The 18,677-nt window shown below is 42.1% G+C and carries 17 protein-coding genes; 7 read left to right on the forward strand and 10 right to left on the reverse strand.

The window, feature by feature from the left end; translation table 11 throughout:
- Positions 1 to 22 precede the first annotated feature (22 nt).
- Both BM176_RS11510 and BM176_RS11515 read right to left on the reverse strand, forming a co-directional pair.
- Entirely contained in the window at positions 23 to 1,009 is a 987-nt protein-coding gene (locus BM176_RS11510) for an aldo/keto reductase (protein WP_090102982.1), read from the reverse strand.
- A gap of 446 nt (positions 1,010 to 1,455) precedes the next feature.
- The gene (locus BM176_RS11515) at positions 1,456 to 2,568 is read right to left on the reverse strand and encodes a suppressor of fused domain protein (RefSeq protein ID WP_090102984.1); all 1,113 of its coding nucleotides are present in this window, start codon (positions 2,566 to 2,568) and stop codon (positions 1,456 to 1,458) included.
- Between the two features lie 65 nt (positions 2,569 to 2,633).
- Here BM176_RS11515 and BM176_RS11520 point away from each other — a divergent pair, with 65 nt between their 5' ends.
- From BM176_RS11520 to BM176_RS11535, 4 genes are all read left to right on the forward strand, one after another.
- Positions 2,634 to 3,044 (forward strand): GNAT family N-acetyltransferase, encoded by a 411-nt coding sequence (locus BM176_RS11520; protein ID WP_090102986.1) that lies wholly within the window; start codon positions 2,634 to 2,636, stop codon positions 3,042 to 3,044.
- A 166-nt stretch (positions 3,045 to 3,210) separates the two neighbouring features.
- Positions 3,211 to 4,536: a DEAD/DEAH box helicase gene (locus tag BM176_RS11525; protein WP_090102989.1), complete on the forward strand. Its 1,326-nt coding sequence runs from the start codon at positions 3,211 to 3,213 to the stop codon at positions 4,534 to 4,536.
- A 112-nt stretch (positions 4,537 to 4,648) separates the two neighbouring features.
- Positions 4,649 to 5,545: a metallophosphoesterase family protein gene (locus BM176_RS11530; RefSeq protein WP_090102991.1), complete on the forward strand. Its 897-nt coding sequence runs from the start codon at positions 4,649 to 4,651 to the stop codon at positions 5,543 to 5,545.
- Positions 5,546 to 5,649: 104 nt separating this feature from the next.
- The gene (locus BM176_RS11535; RefSeq protein ID WP_090102992.1) at positions 5,650 to 8,091 is read left to right on the forward strand and encodes a carboxylesterase family protein; all 2,442 of its coding nucleotides are present in this window, start codon (positions 5,650 to 5,652) and stop codon (positions 8,089 to 8,091) included.
- A 127-nt stretch (positions 8,092 to 8,218) separates the two neighbouring features.
- Here BM176_RS11535 and BM176_RS11540 read toward each other — a convergent pair whose 3' ends face one another.
- From BM176_RS11540 to BM176_RS11560, 5 genes are all read right to left on the reverse strand, one after another.
- Complete coding sequence (locus tag BM176_RS11540; protein WP_143097785.1) at positions 8,219 to 8,989, reverse strand: hypothetical protein; 771 nt, start codon at positions 8,987 to 8,989, stop codon at positions 8,219 to 8,221.
- A gap of 224 nt (positions 8,990 to 9,213) precedes the next feature.
- Complete coding sequence (locus BM176_RS11545; protein ID WP_090102996.1) at positions 9,214 to 9,981, reverse strand: hypothetical protein; 768 nt, start codon at positions 9,979 to 9,981, stop codon at positions 9,214 to 9,216.
- Between the two features lie 132 nt (positions 9,982 to 10,113).
- Positions 10,114 to 10,896 carry a LytR/AlgR family response regulator transcription factor gene (locus BM176_RS11550; RefSeq protein WP_255373494.1) on the reverse strand — a complete coding sequence of 261 codons (783 nt, stop codon included), beginning with the start codon at positions 10,894 to 10,896 and terminating at the stop codon, positions 10,114 to 10,116.
- On the reverse strand, positions 10,893 to 11,909 hold the full coding sequence (locus BM176_RS11555) for a sensor histidine kinase (protein WP_090103000.1): 1,017 nt from the start codon (positions 11,907 to 11,909) through the stop codon (positions 10,893 to 10,895). Before BM176_RS11555 ends, BM176_RS11550 begins: the two co-directional genes overlap by 4 nt.
- A 289-nt stretch (positions 11,910 to 12,198) precedes the next feature.
- On the reverse strand, positions 12,199 to 12,966 hold the full coding sequence (locus tag BM176_RS11560; RefSeq protein WP_090103002.1) for a 3-keto-disaccharide hydrolase: 768 nt from the start codon (positions 12,964 to 12,966) through the stop codon (positions 12,199 to 12,201).
- A gap of 627 nt (positions 12,967 to 13,593) precedes the next feature.
- Here BM176_RS11560 and BM176_RS11565 point away from each other — a divergent pair.
- From BM176_RS11565 to bioA, 3 genes are read left to right on the forward strand one after another with little or no spacing between them, the layout of a single operon-like run.
- Positions 13,594 to 14,220, forward strand: a complete 627-nt coding sequence (locus BM176_RS11565) for a TetR family transcriptional regulator C-terminal domain-containing protein (protein ID WP_090103004.1) — start codon at positions 13,594 to 13,596, stop codon at positions 14,218 to 14,220.
- A gap of 18 nt (positions 14,221 to 14,238) precedes the next feature.
- Complete coding sequence (locus BM176_RS11570; protein WP_090103005.1) at positions 14,239 to 15,561, forward strand: ABC1 kinase family protein; 1,323 nt, start codon at positions 14,239 to 14,241, stop codon at positions 15,559 to 15,561.
- A gap of 42 nt (positions 15,562 to 15,603) precedes the next feature.
- A complete protein-coding gene (bioA, locus tag BM176_RS11575) occupies positions 15,604 to 16,872 on the forward strand; it encodes an adenosylmethionine--8-amino-7-oxononanoate transaminase (RefSeq protein ID WP_090103008.1) in 1,269 nt (422 codons plus the stop codon).
- 82 nt (positions 16,873 to 16,954) lie between these two features.
- On the opposite strand, the gene BM176_RS11580 is transcribed toward bioA, so the two are convergent.
- The 3 genes from BM176_RS11580 to BM176_RS11590 form a co-directional block, all read right to left on the reverse strand.
- Positions 16,955 to 17,419 (reverse strand): hypothetical protein, encoded by a 465-nt coding sequence (locus BM176_RS11580; RefSeq protein ID WP_143097786.1) that lies wholly within the window; start codon positions 17,417 to 17,419, stop codon positions 16,955 to 16,957.
- Positions 17,420 to 17,539: 120 nt separating this feature from the next.
- Positions 17,540 to 18,040 (reverse strand): DUF2911 domain-containing protein, encoded by a 501-nt coding sequence (locus tag BM176_RS11585; protein ID WP_090103011.1) that lies wholly within the window; start codon positions 18,038 to 18,040, stop codon positions 17,540 to 17,542.
- Positions 18,041 to 18,119: 79 nt separating this feature from the next.
- Positions 18,120 to 18,656: an SRPBCC family protein gene (locus BM176_RS11590; RefSeq protein ID WP_090103014.1), complete on the reverse strand. Its 537-nt coding sequence runs from the start codon at positions 18,654 to 18,656 to the stop codon at positions 18,120 to 18,122.
- Between the last annotated feature and the right edge of the window lie 21 nt (positions 18,657 to 18,677).

Below are 18,677 nucleotides of genomic sequence, written 5' to 3' on the forward strand. Positions count from 1 at the left end.
TTAAATCCGGGACACAAAAATATCAGTTTTTATCTACAAACTTTAAGTTTGCCTCATTATAGCGGTCGCCCGTATTGGGATATTTAGCCAGCAATGCTTCAATAGCCTGCAGATCTGTGGTATTTAACACCACGTCTACCGCGCCGGCATTATCCAGCAGGTATTTCCGGCGTTTGGTACCGGGAATGGGTATAATGTCATCTCCCTGCGCCAGTACCCAGGCCAGTGCCAGCTGAGCAGGTGTACAATTCTTGCCCGCAGCGATGGCAGCAAAACCTTCGGACAGTTTCCGGTTGTTCTCTGCGTATTCTTCCTGGTAACGGGGTAATGATCTTCTGAAATCATTCGCTGCCAGCTCTGATATGTTGAGTGAATTGGTCACTAACCCACGGGCCAGCGGACTGAAAGGCACAAAAGAGATCCCCAGTTCTTTACATACTGGCAATACATCGGCCTCTACCTCTCTTGTTAACAGGGAATATTCACTCTGTAATGCACTGATTGGATGTACCGCATGCGCTTTACGCAAAGAGGTAGCAGACGCTTCAGACAATCCGATATAACGTACTTTTCCTTCCTTAACAAGATCGGCCATAGCACCCACCATCTCTTCCACCGGCACATTAGGGTCTATACGGTGTGCATAATACAAATCAATCACATCTGTCTGCAAACGTTTTAAACTGGCCTCTACAGCCGTTTTCATATATGCAGGAGAACCGTCAAATGTTGTCAGTTTACCATCTGAGCTGGCACGGAAACCAAACTTGGTAGCAATAAATATCTTATTCCTGTTAGGTTTCAACACTTTAGCTACCAGTTCCTCATTCTTTCCATTAGCGTACACATCTGCTGTGTCCCAGAAATTAATACCCAGTTCCAGCGCTTTTTCCAGTGTGGCAACGGATTCTACATCATCCGGTTCGCCATAGGCATGGCTCATTCCCATACATCCCAGTCCTATAGCAGACAATTCAACTTCTGTAACTCCTAATCTTCTATACTTCATATTTTATATTTTACTTATAAAGATCGGACATTCTGTATTAAAATGACCCGGCGTGGGTACTATCTAAAAAGGAAGGTTGAAAAAGTAACGTGAAAATGTTGGGAATCAAATAGAAGTGGGGGTGTCTCTGCGCGATTGCTTAATGATCATAAATACACCTTGGCTGCCGTGATGCTTAGGTGAAGTTTAATAAAGATCTGATCTAAAATCTTATCCTAAAGCCCAATTAACAAACAAAACAGGCAGGCGCAGTGTATTTACGATCATTAGCAATCTATGAAAATTTATATTTTACTTATAAAGATCGCACATACACCTTGGCTGCCGTAATGCTTAGGTGAAGTTTAATAAAGATCTGATCTAAAATCTTATCCCAAAGCCCAATTAACAAACAAAACAGGCAGGCGCAGTGTATTTACGATCATTAGCAATCTATGAAAACTCAGTTAGAATAACAGTTCTTCCCGTTTGTTCACCACATGGGTAATATCATATTCGATCATCTTTTCAAGTAGTTCATATCCGCCATTGGCTTTACGATGGGCAAACCCCAGTTCAAGCGGAGTGATGGGGCTGGTCCAGTAGAGATTTACTTTATCGCCATATATTTCCGGCAGCGTGATACCTTCTCCGTTATACAAGGCGGCAGACAATACCAGGCTTTCAAAAGGAGCCGGCAGTTTGGAGGAGCCTACGGTATGTCCTTCTCCCAGCCAGCTGATATGCCTCCAGGGGATATCTGCAAGCACAGATAATCCTTCAGCCATCTTCATGATCTCTTCTTCCGAAAAGTCCTTTTTATTGATCGCAATTGCCAGTTCCATCCTCCGGAAAGCAGGTGCACTTTCATTATACAGGTAAGCCACCCAGGGCATAGGACGGATACTTACGCCCATGGTCAGGAAATAGATAACATCATCCTTTTCAAATTTACCCATCGCCATTGGTGGCCATTCATTATTATCGATGGCATAATACTGCTGCATTTTACCGAAATGTTCTTCATATGCATTAATGAACTGCTCCTGGATCACCGGCCACCTTGGTTCTTCCACACTTTCCCAGTCGGTCCGGAAATTAACGGCTTCAGCTACACGCTCATGTTGTACATTTGCTCCCGGTTTTCCCAGCGGGAATACCAGTTGCTGATCATCCACATCAATACAATCGGCAGCATAGGCCGCTGGTTCATCCACATACAGGCTCCATCCGGGAATTACACCCAGTGTTTCTCCATTATACAGTACAGCAGCACCATCATCTTCGGGCATCCATACAATTGACAGCAATTCTGCCTGTAAAGGTTCTTTACCTTCCGGGTGATTACATAATCTGGCAGGTAGCATGGGTGCCATTCCATTCTCCATAGCCGCACTATCCCTGTCCGCAGGCCCCGGTTTAAGGTTGCGTAACCAGCAGGCACGCATGCGGTATTTCTTGCTGATCAGTTCTGCAGTATACAGGTAAAAATAAGCGGTACGGTCGTCCTGCTCTACCGCCGCATACAAGGTATGGCGGCCATTAGGCTGTTCTATCAGTGTTATTGGTTCCTGGCTCATAGTGGAATGCAAGATACTGACTAATCGTTAAACGTGTTATCTTTGAATACACGAAAAAAACATCTATGTCCTCTTTCTATATTTCAGATGATAAAACAAAACTGGATCTTGCCCTGATACATGATTTTCTCAGCAACCGGTCTTACTGGGCCCAGGGCAGAACAATGGAAACAGTAGAAAAATCTATTGCCCACTCAATCTGCCTGGGGGTATACAACCAGGAACACAAACAGGTAGGATTTGCAAGGATAGCAACTGATTATGCCATCTTTGCCTGGCTGATGGATGTATTTATACTGGAAGATTACAGGGGACAGGGACTCAGTAAATTATTGATAAAAGAAGTTATGGCACATCCTGATCTGCAGGGCTTAAAGCGCTGGGGACTGGTAACAGCTGATGCACATTCATTATATCAGCAATTCGGATTTACGCCGCTGGAGAAGCCTGAAAGAATGATGGAAAAACTCTTATGAGGCTTATATCAATTATTTAAGTTACATTTGCATAACTTTTATTCTCTCTCCTCACCAACTTTTGTAGTTACCCTCCAAAAAATGTGCAGGCTTGCGAGTAAGGCAGGTAAAGTATCAACTGCATTTGATAGCCTTACCATATTTTTTCATTAAAAAATCAAATAATTTGTCATTTGAACAATTAGGGCTCATCGAGCCAGTGCTGAAGGCTTTGAAAGATGAAGGATATACGAATCCTACACCTATCCAACAGCAATCAATCCCCTTAGTCCTTGAAAAACGTGACTTACTGGGATGTGCACAAACAGGTACAGGTAAAACAGCTGCTTTTGCTATTCCCCTGCTACAGTTACTCCAACAGGATCAACAGACTGCACCCCGCAAAGGACAACGCACGATCAAAGCACTCATATTAACGCCTACACGTGAACTGGCGATACAGATACAGGAAAGCTTTGCTGCCTATGGTAAATATCTCGATCTTAAACATCTCGTTATTTTCGGAGGCGTGTCCCAGCATGGGCAAACAGAAGCGCTGAGAAGAGGTGTCGATATCCTGGTAGCTACTCCCGGCCGTTTGCTGGATCTTATAAACCAGGCACATATAAGCCTGAAAGACATCAAATTCTTTGTGCTGGACGAAGCAGACAGAATGTTGGACATGGGCTTTGTACATGACGTAAAACGCGTTATTACCAAGTTACCGGACAACAGGCAGACATTATTCTTCTCGGCTACCATGCCACCGGAAATTCAGACCCTGGCAAATGCCATTCTGCGTAATCCGTCTAAAGTAGAAGTAACACCAGTGTCTTCCACTGCCGATACCATCACACAATCTGTTTACTTCGTAGGTAAACAGGATAAACGTGGCCTGCTCCTGCATCTGCTGAAAGAACATGACATTAAAACTGTCCTGGTATTTACCCGTACCAAACACGGTGCGGATAAAGTAGTAAAGGATCTGCAAAAAGTGAATATCACAGCAGAAGCCATTCATGGTAACAAGTCACAGAATGCCCGTCAGCGCGCACTCTCTAACTTCAAGTCCCAGCAAACAAGGGTACTTGTAGCCACTGACATTGCAGCAAGAGGTATTGACATAGATCAACTCACACACGTGATCAACTATGAATTACCAAACGTACCTGAAACCTATGTACACCGTATTGGCCGTACAGGCCGTGCCGGTGCCGATGGTGCAGCGTTCTCCTTCTGCGATGCCGAAGAAAAAACATACCTGCGTGACATTCATAAACTGATAGCACGTAATATCCCTGTAGTGGACTCACATCCATTCCATGACAGCGAAGTTGCTGCTCCTACTTTCCGTGGTATTCCACCAAAACCACAAGGTGGTGGAGGCAGAAGCAACGGTGGTTTCTCTAATAACCGTCCGGGACGCAACAATCAGCAACGCAATAGTAGTAGCGGTCAACAGCGTAGCAGTCAGCCACGTAACAGACAGACTTCTTCAAGATACGAGAACTAAATTACTATTAGGTTCTATTTTCGAAACCGGCTTCTTTAACAGAGGCCGGTTTTTTATTTTTACAATTTCATAACATATAACCAGCAATCCGGAATATATCTTTACACCCGTCATGGAAAGAAGAACACTCCTTAAAGGCCTGGGGCTGGGCGGCCTTGTACTTACATCCCCTTTTTCATTTGCTGCAGAAAAAGAAAAGCCAGTTTTACGGGTAGCACATCTCACAGATATCCATTTAAAAAATAAATTGAATGCACCCACGCATTTTGCAGACTGTCTGCATCATGTACAGCAACAATCTCCCAAAGTAGATATGATCCTTAATGGGGGTGATATAGTCTTCGATATGAATAAGGAAAACCTGGCTACTATTGATGAACAGTGGAAACTGGTAAAAACTATCGCTAAAGCAGAATGTAGTCTTCCTGTTCATTATGCAATAGGTAATCATGATATCTGGTGGGCAGAAAACAATAAAGGACAGGCCGTTTATGGAAAACAATATTCCATGGACCAGCTGCAATTATCTTCTCCTTATTACAGCTTTGTAAAGAATGGCTGGAAGTTTATTATACTCGACAGTGTACACCTGGATATTGATAATACCTGGTACATCGGAAAATTAGGTGATGAGCAATTCAGCTGGCTGGAAAATGAATTGAAAACAACAGAGATGCCTGTATGTGTTATGTCTCACATTCCTATCCTTACAGCCACTCTCATGGTACAAGATAATATCGTAAACAAGTGGGAGATGCTGGGAGGAGAAATGCATACCGATACAGCAAAAATCATCAGCCTGTTTTACCGGCATCCTAATGTAAAATTATGTTTAAGCGGCCATATCCACCTGCGGGATAAAGTGGTGTACAATAATGTTACCTACATCTGCAATGGAGCTGTAAGTGGTGCCTGGTGGGAAGGAAACCTGAGAGAAACAGCACCTGGTTATGGTTTGATAGATTTATTTGCCGATGGAAGTTTCTCAGAGAAATATGTAAACTACTAGAAGTACTCCTATTTTACCGCTCTTCAAATTACATGGTATACTGACAAAAAACTATATACTATCTATCCATCCGCTTTCTATTTTGTAAGTCAAATTAACTTACGATGCGAAAGATTGTATTTATACTGGCGCTGGTCCAGTTAACAGGTCTCAGCCTGCTTGCACAACAGGCGTATGTTTTTAAGGATGGATTGATCAGCGGTCCCTGCCACCAGTACGGCAGAACAGCATTATTTACCGACCAGTTGGCGGGCCTCCTATGTGAGGGGCAGCTGAAAACACCAGTGAATGGTGCAGCTTCTTTTACAGATGATAAAGGCAAAGCCGGTACCTGGCAACCTATTCAGGCAAATAACGAAGGTGCTTTTGCCGGCCGGACTATCAACAACGGATACTTATATGTATCCTATAATTCACCTAAAGAGCAAACGGTAATCTTAAATATTGCCGGTCACCAAATGGTATATGTGAACGGCACACCACATGCCGGCGATATGTACCGCTACGGATGGATGTATATACCGGTAGCACTACATAAAGGGATAAACGATTTTTATATCAGAACCGGCCGCAGTTATGGTAACATGGGGATCAAAGCACAACTCATGTTCCCGAAAAAACCAGTATATATCAGTACTGCAGATTCTACTCTGCCCTTTGTTGTATCCAACAAAAACAATAGTGAACTCTGGGGAGCTGTAGTGATTATCAATACCACTGCCCAGCCACTTAAAAACCTGCAATTACAAGCTACTATTGCAGGTAAAACACTTACGACTACCCTTCCGGACATTGCAGCACAAACCACCCGGAAAGTAGGTTTTAAAATGGATGCTTCCGGTATGCAGGACGGTAACTGCTCCCTCTCCCTACTCAATGCAAAAACTACGCTGGATAATAAAACAATCACGTTAAAACCAGTTAGCGATACCCTTCATTACAGCAATACTTTCATTAGTGATATCGATGGCAGTGTTCAATACTATAGTGTATCTCCACAAGCCAATCCTGATGGGAAAGCCCCTGCCCTGTTCCTCTCCGTACATGGTGCGGAAGTACAGGCTATCAACCAGGCCAGCGCTTACCGTTATAAAGACTGGGGCGTGCTGGTAGCTCCTACTAACCGCCGCCCGCGTGGGTTTAACTGGGAAGACTGGGGCCGCCTGGATGCACTGGAAGTACTCAGCATTGCTACCGAAAAATTCAAGCCTAATCCTGAAAGGATTTATCTGACTGGTCACTCTATGGGAGGCCACGGTACCTGGTACCTGGGGGCCACTTATCCAGGCAAATGGGCTGCAATTGCTCCCTGCTCCGGTTATCCTACATTAATGGGTTATGGCTCTGCCGACGGACTTATTCCGGACTCACCACGAAACAACACTGAGAAAGTATTATTAAGAGCCAGCAATCCAAGCAACGTTTTCAAACTGGCTAATAACTATAAAGCATCCGGTGTTTATATTCTGCATGGCGATAGCGACAAAGTAGTATCTGTAGATTATGCACGGCAGATGAAACAGATCCTGGCCGGCTTCCATGCCGACTACAGCTATTACGAATACCCTGGCGGAGAACACTGGTATGGCGATAAATGTGTAGACTGGGATCCGCTGTTCCAGTTTTTTAAATGGCATACCATCCCGGCAAACAGTGGCGTGAACGTGATAGATTTCTCTACCGCCAATCCTGCTATCTCATCTTCTTATCACTGGGCCCATATTCTGCAACAGCAACATTCACTTGAATACAGCCGCCTGCAGTTGTTCAGAAACAACAATACCATTACCGGTACTACCACCAACATACAAACTCTGGCCTTTGATGTAAAAGAAATTCCCACAGGTACAACTACCAGCATTATACTGGATCATCAACCTGCTATTTCGTATACCCGTAAGGCAGGCGATACTGTGATTTACTTCCACAATGGTACACAATGGGTACAGGGAGCAGCACCGCTTGCCACAGAAAAAGGTATTGCCCGTTATGGTACTTTCAAAGAAGTATTTAAACACCGGATGGTATTTGTATACAGTACCGGCGGACAACCAGCAGAAAATGAATGGTCGTTGAATAAAGCCCGTTATGATGCTGAAACCTGGTATTACAGGGGAAATGGCGCAGTAGATCTCATTGCAGATAAAGATTTTGACGCAACCCAATATCCGGACCGTGGCATTATCATTTACGGAAATGCCAGTACGAATAAAGCATGGAAACAGCTGTTGCAAAACAGTCCAATACAGATAACACGAGGTAAAGTAACCGTAGGTACACAGGAATATACCGGCAATAAACTGGCAGCTTATTTTATGTGGCCAAGAGCTGACAGCAGGATTGCATCTGTTGCAGTAATAGGCGGTACTGGCTTAGCTGGTATGCGTGCTGCCGATGCCAACCAGTACTTTGCCGGTGGCAGTGGATTCCCTGATTATATGATCTTTAGTACGGACTTATTGAAAGGGAATATGAGTGCTGTAAAAACAGCAGGTTTCTATAATAATGAATGGAAGCTGGATAACACAGAAAGTATTCAGAATTAATATTATTCTTTAGTTGTAAACGGCTCCCCGGAAGGAGACTTACGGAGGAGCCGTTTTTATTTTACCACTAAACGAAAAAGCCCGTCCAGGTAAATACCGGACGGGCTTTTTAATACAATATAATTGCTTAGTTATACCAGATAAGATTGATAGTTTTACCGCTCTTTAATTTTAACACACCTTTGTTGTCACCACCGTAGGTGATAGTACCTGAGTAACTGAAGGTCTTACCAGTTATTGATGTACCAGTGTAATTTATAGCAGCAGTACCAGATATGATCTTGCCGGTTTCTTTATTTACCTTCACATCAGTAGCTACATAAGAGAATGTAGTTGCGTAAGAACGGGTGTTGATGATGTCAGTTGAATTAGTGAAAGCCAAAGTACCTGTACGGTTGAAAGTCTGGTTGAATAGCAGATTGCTGCTGTCAGGTTCCAGACCGCTAACACTGAATGATGCTACAGAGCTATCATTAACAGACATTCCTGATGTAATAATCTTTATTCTACCAGCAGCAGAGAAAGACAGCGCCTTTGGTTCCAGAGAATCGGTGCAGGTCAGCTTCCACTTCCAGGCATATGAAAACCTGAGACTGTCGTTTACTCCAAACGAAACGTTTTCTGTTTTTTCAACACCACATTCATCACTTGCTTTTGCTCCTATTCTGGCGCCATATCCATTTGCAATGCCCACAGCACCACTGGTCTGCACCATTACCCCTCCCTGAGAAGTGATAGCTTGTGAAATAACATTTCCTGCTTCATCCTCGGTTACTCCGCCACTTTCAGTAGTACTATCTTTTTTACATGCTGGAATTGCCAGTGAAATACCGCCGGCTATAAGTACCAACAGAATTGCAGATTTACTGCGCAAAATGGGGCTCATTAATTTCTTCATAGAAAGACAATTTAATTGATTAGTGATATAATTGATGCTGATTTAAGAATTTTTCATAAACTTCCACGACAATGCTACGCATGCAAAGCTATAATAATATGTTTTAAAATCATAATATAAACGTGAAATAATTAATTGTATTGTATTGAAAACATAACCCCTTGAAAATAAATACTCCCGGTAGAGAGTTATTTCCTGCCGGGAGCAATTATCTTAAAAAATCATTACCATTCTATGGTATAGGTACCTCCACCTGTTACAACAAGTGTTGCTTTCTCATTGCCCAGGAATGTAATAGTACCTGTATAACTGAATGATTTACCTCCAGAACCGGTACCTGTAATAGTAACTGTTCCGGTACCTGATATAATCTTCAAAGTACTTTTACTGATCCTGATGTCTGAAGAAACAATGCTGATCAAACTGGTGAAAGAGCGTTTCAGATTCACTTTGGAAGTTTGACTCCCATTACGTGTATAGCTCTGGTTAAATACATAATAAGCGCTGTCTGCACCCAGGCCAGTTACCGTAACATTTGCCTTTGAACTGTCGCTGGATGACATTCTTGGAGCATCGTAAGCGGCCTTACCGGCATAGTTAAATACAAACGTCTGAGGCATAACGTTGTTACAGCTAAGCAACCAGTTCCAGCTAAAATTATAGCTGTATGTAATAGCGGCTCCATCAACACTGGCCCCTGCAAAAGTAGTATCGTGCATTATACCGCATTCATCGCTGAGTTTTGCTCCTATCCGTGAAGATGCATTGGTTGATATTATTACAGCAGAAGCAGTAGTTTGAGATACAAGACCACCACTCTCAGTAGAAACTGACTGACTTACCGCTTCTGCCACATCATCCTCAGATACGGCTGTTGTAGTGGAGTCATCATCTTTCTTACATGAAGAGATTGTAAATAACAAACCCGCAGATAAACATAATAATAACAATGCAACTTTACTGCGCAGGAAAATAGTGCTTCCTCCTTTCATAGAATGACAATTTAAATTGGTGATAAATAATTTTACTGCTAGTTAGATCATTAATTGGGGCAGGAGTTCGCGTTTTCCGGTGAAGCAGTAAATATGGGGGGTGAACTCATTATAAATAATACTCACAGACAATTATGCGTTCATCCACTGTTTAAATTCAGGAACACGGGCTTTACTAATCAGAATTTGTTCTTTTGCTGGGGGATCAATTTTAACAGATAACCGCCCGTTAAAATAAAAATCTACTTCCAGTATTGCTTTCCGTTGTATAATAAATTGCCGGTTGGCCCTGAAAAAGATAGCAGGATCCAGTTGCTGCTGCAATTGTTCCATCGTGCCATCTATAACGTACTGTTTATAATCTGTTGTACCTGCGTATACAATCTCATTGGCCGTATAGAACCAGGATATCTGTGCTACTGTTACTGGAATCAGTTTATCCCGTGTATGAACCAGGAAAGATTGTTTGTACGAAGCAGGATTTCCTTTCAGGCTCTCTGCTATCTTTAGTAACTGTGCATAACCATCTGCACCACCAGATTGATTACGAAGCCGGTTAAACTTTACCAGCGCCTGTTTCAGTTCTCCATCATCAAAAGGTTTCAGGATATAATCAATCCCATTTGCTTTAAATGCCTGCAAAGCGTAATCATCAAAAGCAGTAATAAATACTACCGGTAAGGTAATATGTACCTGGCTGAAAATTTCGAATGAAAGTCCGTCGCTTAACCTGATATCCATGAACAAAAGATCACACTGCTGCGCGTTTTGCTGTAACCAGCTTACCGCTTCCGCTACTCCGGGTAAGATCACCAGCACTTCTGCCTCAGGTGCTGCATCCAGTAACATATGTTGCAGGTTCCGGGCTGTAGCCGGTTCATCTTCTATAATTGCTACGCGTAAAGACATACTCATTTTAATGGCAGTTTTACAATAAATTTTCCATCCTCTTTTATAATGATAATCTCCTTCTGCATCAAGATCTTATAACGTTCATTCAGGTTCGCCAATCCTATTCCTGTTCCCGGTTCCGGGAAGGTGACCGGTTGCAGATTATTTTCTATCAACAGCCATCCATCTTTCACCCCGATCCTGATCTGTAAAGGACGGCTAACCGTTATTATATTATGCTTGGATGCATTTTCAATTAATGGTTGCAGAGACATATGTGGTAAAAGAAAATGCAGCTCTTCTTCCTTAACTGCAACATCCATCTGAAATCCTTTTTCATGACGCATCTTCAATAATGCAACATACGACTGTACTGCATTTAATTCCTCTTTCAGGCTCACAAGGTTATTATCATTCTTTTGCAGTGAATAACGGTATACTTTTGATAACTGGTTGATATAGTATTGCGCCTGGGTAGGATCTTCCCTTACCACACCCGATAAACTACTTAATGCATTAAAAAAGAAATGCGGCTGCAACTGCCCTTTAAGTAATCCCAGCTCAGCTTTCAGGTGTGCATTCCGTAACCGGGCATTTTCCATTTCTTTAGACCGGGCATGCCGCAGTATATCCACAATCTTCAGCTCTATGGCTATCAGCAATGTACTGATCAGGAACTTTATACCGATGCCTTTTCCTGGCAATAACCCGATAGTAGTAAATAACCGTCTTTGAATTTTCACCGTAATAAAGGTGAACAGGAGTAGTAAAATAAGGTTGAATAACAGGGCCAGTCCCTCCTGCTTTAAGCGCCAGAGGTTAACCGGTGCACGGAAATATTTCCTGTTTATATAAAAAATGCAGAGACAGAATAAGAAGTTGATACCTGTCTGGAAAATAAGTTCAGACACATCAAAACGTACGTATTGCGACATCACCCCATCGTGCCTGAGTGCCAATAACTTGGGCAGGTTGAGCGCAAACGAGATAAACAGTGAACTGTATATGTAAAACATTTTCCCCATCGCAGCATTCATAAGTACAAAGTAGCGTACTTCTTTACTTAAATGTAGAAAAAATACGGCTGAAGCAGTAAAATAAGGGGATCAAATTAAAAAGGAGCCGTTGGGGGAAGTTATTCAACTCCATCAGGAGTTCTTTATTTATACAAAATTTGAGGCCGGCTAAAAAGTATCCCTCAGAGAGCTAATGGAGGCAAAACAGCTTTTTTGCGGTTCGTAATGCCTTCATTTTACTTTTTAGTCGGCCTCTCCTGTTCTTATAATTTAACAGGGGACTTTTACAGAGTCAGATGATATAGACAGGTTATAATTCCCTGATCCAGATATTTCTAAAGCTAAGAGGTTCACTCTTATCTCCATGTGCCTGCAGTTTAATCGGAGAGGCGCCATGTGCTTTTTCATAAGATGCCTTGCCTATATACTTGGTAGGTCCCTTTAATTCTGTATTATTCTGCACCAGTACACCGTTGAAGAATACAGTTACTATTGCAGGCGATTGCAAAGAACCATCTGAATTAAAGCGGGGGGCTGTCCAGGCAATATCATATGTTTGCCATTCTCCTGGTTTTTTATTCGCATTTACCAATGGCGCAGTTTGTTTATAGATACTACCTGCCTGACCGTTCACATAGGTCTTATTATTATAGTTGTCCAGGATCTGCAGTTCATAACCTTCATCGCCAGGACCGGTAGAAGCAAGGAACAGACCACTGTTACCTCTACCCTGTCCGGTACCGGTAATATTTTTAGGTACACGCCACTCAATATGCAGCTGGTAGTTTGTAAAGGATTTTTTCGTCTGTATGTTTCCGGTAGTTTTATCTACGGTAATTGCTTTGTCTCCCACTTTCCAGCCTGCAGGCTTAGAAGGATCATTCACAGATACCCATTGATCGAGATTTTTCCCGTCAAACAGGATAATAGCATCAGAAGGCGCATCTGTATTGATTTTACCGGGCGTAACTACTGTTGGAACGGGTTCCCATACCTCTGTTTCTTCGGGTTTTGTCTGAGCAAATAACGCGGCTGAAAAAACAACGGCAGTGGCCGTTGCAAGTGTTTTCTTATACATGATCACTTAAATTTAATTCCCTAAGTTAAAAATAGATCCCACAATTAACAATCCGGCCATCATATTTATTCACTATTTTGGTACAACTATATTCAGTTGCCTGCTTTAGAATAATTCTTCTGTTATATATCTGAATCCTATTTCTATACAACTGTACTCAGTTGCCGGCCTGGATCAAGCGGAGAACACGATAGATTGTCCGGTAAAATGCAAACTCAATAAAGAACTGATTTAAGGCAAAGTCGGGCAAGCAGTCTGAGAATAAGAAGAAATACCAGAATAGCGGAGGATTCAGGTGGGCTATTGCGGGCCTTAGCCATTTGCCCCACGATTGATACCGTTCAATAAAGAACTAAACCCCACACGCTTGATAATGTCAAATAGAATTACTACCAAATGGGTACAGCTCGCAATTGTCCACCTGAATCCCAAGTAAATCTCTACGCGCTTATAACAGGTTCAAAAACAATGAACTGGCAAACTCCTTAATTTAGGCTTTTCTTAACACCCCTATTTTCCTCAAAACTGATCATTATCCGGCGATTCTGACGTAAATTTGATATCGCGGTCACCTGCCTATACGCACAGTCCGCTTATAACATCATTCACTTCTTAAATCCCGGAACGATGGACAAAAAACTTATCCGCGAATCATATAAAAACTACTGGCTGGAAAACGGCAAAAGACCCGTTTCTATATATGCTTTCTGTCAACAGCTGGAAATAACTGAAATATCATTTTATGACAGCTATTCTTCTTTTGATGCTGTTGAAAAAGATCTCTGGCTATCCTACTTCCAGGATACCGTTGAAAAGTTGAAAGAAGACGAAATTTACCGTAATTATTCCGCCCAGGAAAAGCTGCTCACCTTCTACTTTATGTGGGTACAGAAACTGAAAGAAAACAGGAGTTATATCCTTCAGCAGAAAGACAATTACAGGATACCAGGCGTTCACCTGGATAAACTGGAAACCTTCCGCACTGCTTTTTATGATTATATAAGAGAACTGGTGAAAGAAGGATATACCAGCAACGAAATCAAAGAACGCAAATTCATTTCAGACCAATATGTACACGGGTTCTGGATGCAGGCATTATTTGTTCTCCGCTACTGGACAAAAGATGACAGCAAGCAGTTTGAAATGACGGATGCCGCTATTGAAAAGGCTGTTAATCTGAGCTTCCAGCTTATCAGTTCCAATACACTTGATAGTTTAGTAGACTTTGGGAAATTTATGTTTACGAAAAAGTAAGCATTATTAAAACGTGCGATGAAAGAACAGACTAATATTCCTACCGGTAAAGTAGAAAGGGCCAGCCGCTTTGTTACAACAGGACTGAAAGTAGGAACTAACTACCTAAAACACTATACGAAGAAATTATTGGATCCTTCCATTACTAAGGAAGAATTACATGCAGACAATGCCGAAGATATTTATGATACTCTGAGCGACTTAAAAGGCAGCGCCCTGAAAGTAACCCAGATGTTAAGTATGGACAAAGGTATGCTGCCTAAAGCCTATACAGACAAGTTTGCCATGTCGCAATACAGCGCCCCTCCCCTTTCCGGTCCGCTGGTGATCAATACCTTCGTTAAAACACTGGGAAAAACTCCTTCGCAGCTATACGATAAATTCGAAATGAAAGCGACAAATGCCGCTTCTATCGGTCAGGTACACAGAGCATGGAAATGGGATAAACCTCTGGCTGTCAAAATCCAGTATCCCGGGGTAGCAAACAGTGTGAAATCCGACCTCCGCATCGTGAAGCCTTTCGCCATCCGCATTGTAGGTATGAACGAAGTGGATATGGATAAGTACTTTGATGAGATAGAGAGCAAATTGCTTGAAGAAACTGACTATAAACTGGAACTACGCCGCTCCGTAGAGTTATCTGCCCTTTGTGCACATATTCCTAACCTGGTATTCCCTTCTTATTACCCGGAACTGTCCAGCGAAAGGATTATTACGATGGACTGGCTGGATGGCTTTCATATGAAAGAGTTCCTGGAACGGAATCCCAGCCAGGAAGTAAGAAATAAAATAGGACAGGCACTGTGGGACTTCTATCAATTCCAGGTACATGAACTGAAAACAGTACATGCAGATCCGCATCCCGGTAACTTCCTCATGCGTGATGATGGTACCGTAGGCATCTTTGATTTCGGTTGTGTCAAAGAAATTCCGGAAGATTTCTACATTAACTACTTCCTCCTGGTAGATAAAAATATATTGCAGGACGAAGTGAAACGCAGACAGATCTATACCAATCTGGAAATGATCCACACATCGGATACAGAAAAAGAGATCCTTTTCTTTTCCGGTCTCTTTCAGAAAATGATAGATATGCTCACGCTTCCTTTTACAAGAGATAGTTTTGATTTCGGAGATGAATCTTACTTTAATGAGATCTACGCCTATATGGACTATATCTCTAATCTCAAAGAAGTACGGGACTCTAAAGTAGCGCGTGGTTCACGTCATTCGTTGTACGTAAACCGTACCTACTTTGGCCTTTATTCTATCCTCAGTGATCTGAAGGCTAATATTAAAACCGGTTACCCTGCAAAGGCAATAGTTTCCAGTGCGCAATAACCAGATTCTGACTTACCTTTGCGTATTCGAAATTATTAAGACATGACACTATCAGAAAGGGATCAACAGGTGATCTGGCATCCGTACACACAGATGCAAACGGCACCGGCACCTGTAGGTATTGTAAGAGGAGAAGGTGCATTATTATTTGATGAGGAAGATAATAGTTACATTGATGCTACTTCCAGCTGGTGGGTAAACATTCACGGGCATGCCCACCCCCATATAGCCAAACAACTGGCAGCACAGGCTACAGAACTTCAGCACTGCATCTTTGCCGGTTATACCCACTCTCCCGCCGTGAACCTGGCAGAAAGGTTATTACCCATACTTCCCGGCAAACAGCAACGGGTGTTTTATTCGGATAACGGTTCTACAGCGGTCGAAGTAGCATTGAAAATGTGCATCCAGTACTGGCATAACAAAGGAGAAAAAAGAACAAAGATCCTGGCATTCAGCAATTCCTATCACGGTGATACTTTCGGTGCCATGAGTGTGAGCAGCAGAAGCGTGTTCACCCGGGTTTTTGACGATTTCCTGTTTGATGTACATTTCATTGATACACCAACAAAAGAAAATATTGCGGCACTAAAAGCCACTATCGATACACTGAATCCCGCTGATATTGCTGCTTTTATCTTTGAACCGCTAATTCAGGGTGCTGGTGGAATGCTGATGTATGAAGCAGGGGTATTTGATGAACTCCTTCAGCATTGCCGGCAACATCAGATCATGCTGATAGCAGATGAGATCATGACCGGCTTTGGCAGAACCGGCCGTAACTTTGCCACGGAAAATGTAAGCTCCCCACCGGATATTATCTGTTTATCCAAAGGACTTACAGGCGGCAGTATAGCATTGGGCATTACTACCTGTACCAGTGAAATCTATGAAGCTTTCCTTTCTGACAGTAAACTGAAAACTCTCTTTCATGGACATTCCTTTACAGCAAATCCGCTGGCTTGTGTAATTGCGCTGGCCAGTCTGGACCTGTTCCTGCTGCCTTCCTGCACGGAACAACGGGTAAGGGTGGAAACAAAGCACCGGCAGTTTTCACAGCAGCTGTATAAAATGGAGAAGGTCAAGAATGTGAGAATCCAGGGCACCATTATCGCATTCGAAATAATTACAGATACGGAAGACAGTTATACGAATCAGCTGGCAGATTATTTAAGCCGTTTCTTCCGCGAAAAGAGAATTATGCTGCGGCCACTAGGTAATACATTATACATCATGCCGCCTTACTGTATCACTGATGAACAGCTGGATACAGTGTATAAAAGTATTGTAGACTGTGTGGAGGGATTATAAAAAGAATTAATACAAGCTTAAGAATAGTATTATTATAGGCTTACTAAACGTTTGTGTTTAGCAAGCCTATAATAATACTATTCTAATAATTAAAATTCCACATTTTTAGAATACTATCAACATCTCTCCGGGAAAGCGTATCTTCTTTATCATATCCTGGAGCAATATAAGTATAACACCAGTGTTGGATACTATCATAATTATAACCTATGGACAAGGTTGCATACCCGCTATTAAGTGTTTTTGCTATATGGTCTTCTTCATATTGTATATGATCATTATTCACCCTTACCAATTTCATGCTTCTGACTACTCCTTCATGCATTTCAGCAGGAGGAGGAAACCAGATTTTTGTTTCATTTGCAAAATCCCTTGTAGTCCAATTAATTGGTAAAGGCAAAATACCACGTTGTTTTCTTTCTACATTATATTTTACGCCATATTTATCAGCCTTTGGAAAAAATCTATAATAGAGGCTTTTCCTGGTATAAAGAAGAAAAAGAAGGCTAATAAAAATAATAATACCTGTTTTCTTTACTATTCTCATATTGTATATGATTAAAAAATTTATTGCCACCATCCAAATACTGCATCAAATAGCATATTACAAAAAAAAGGAAGGCTGCATCATATGGTGCAGCCTTCCTTTTTTAAAATCTTTTCCGGTTTACTTTACAGGTACTTCTACATGTGTTTGATCCCACTCCACTACCAGTTTATCACCAGGTACTGTGATGGTCAGTTTTTCTACCGGAGCAGCGGCTTTAGTTGCAGCTGCTTTTACTTCCAGTACATTTTTAGCTTTGATCTTTTCATACTCATAAGCACCCCATTGTTTCAGTTCGGAGTTCAGTATGAAAGTCCAGCTGCTTGCTTCAGGAATTGTAAATAATGTATAAGTTCCAGCCTTTACAGGTTTGCCACCGAAGCTGCCATCTTTCGCGAAAGTGATTTCTGTAGCTTCGTTAGCACCTAAACGCCATACTTTACCGTAAGGTACCAGTTCGCCGAAAATAACCCTTCCTTTCTTGGATGGTTGTCCGTAAGCAATTTTTACATTTTTTCCTTCAGCAGTTACACGTGGGCTTGCAGGAGCTTTTTTCTCTTGTGCAGAAACGAAGCTACTGGTACCAGCCAGCAGTGCAAAAAATAGGAGAATGTGTTTCATAAATGGTTTTTTTAACAGAATTTAGCAAAAATTACGCCTTTCGCAGACAACAATAATTACCACTCATATAGAATTCTTACTATTTAACTTCTCCTTCACAAATACTTTTCAGCTTGGTTAGTCCGTCTTCCAATTGTGGGCCGGTAAGGCGGTCTGCCAGGAAACCACGGAATTTCCACCAGGGCAGATAACCCAATTGTGTTTCAAGCCGCCACATGATCACAGTCCCCTTACCATCTGAAGAAGGCTTGAAATTGAATGTGCCTTTCACGGACTTCATCCCTTCAAAATCCATGTTATAATAAACACCTTTATCCGGTTCACTATTCGTGATCGTTACTTTGCTGGCTATACGCTTTTCTGCCTGGGTAACCGTCCAGGTACCATAAGCACCTTGTCCGGCAGTAGCAGCATAATTGATTTTTTGTCCGGCCATCCAGGGATTCCATGCCTGCCAGCCTTTGAGATCATTTACCTGGGAATATACAGTGGCAACAGGTGCATCAATCACACCGGAACGTTCTACGATGGCACGGGAAGGAAGCAACAGCGATAAAAGAAAGAGTAGTACCGCAAAAAAGAAAACACTTAATAAAAACAGTTTGATAAATCGCATAAGATTAAATAACAGGCGCAA

The sequence above is a fragment of the Chitinophaga sp. CF118 genome (assembly GCF_900112615.1).
Classification (GTDB): Bacteria; Bacteroidota; Bacteroidia; order Chitinophagales; family Chitinophagaceae; genus Chitinophaga.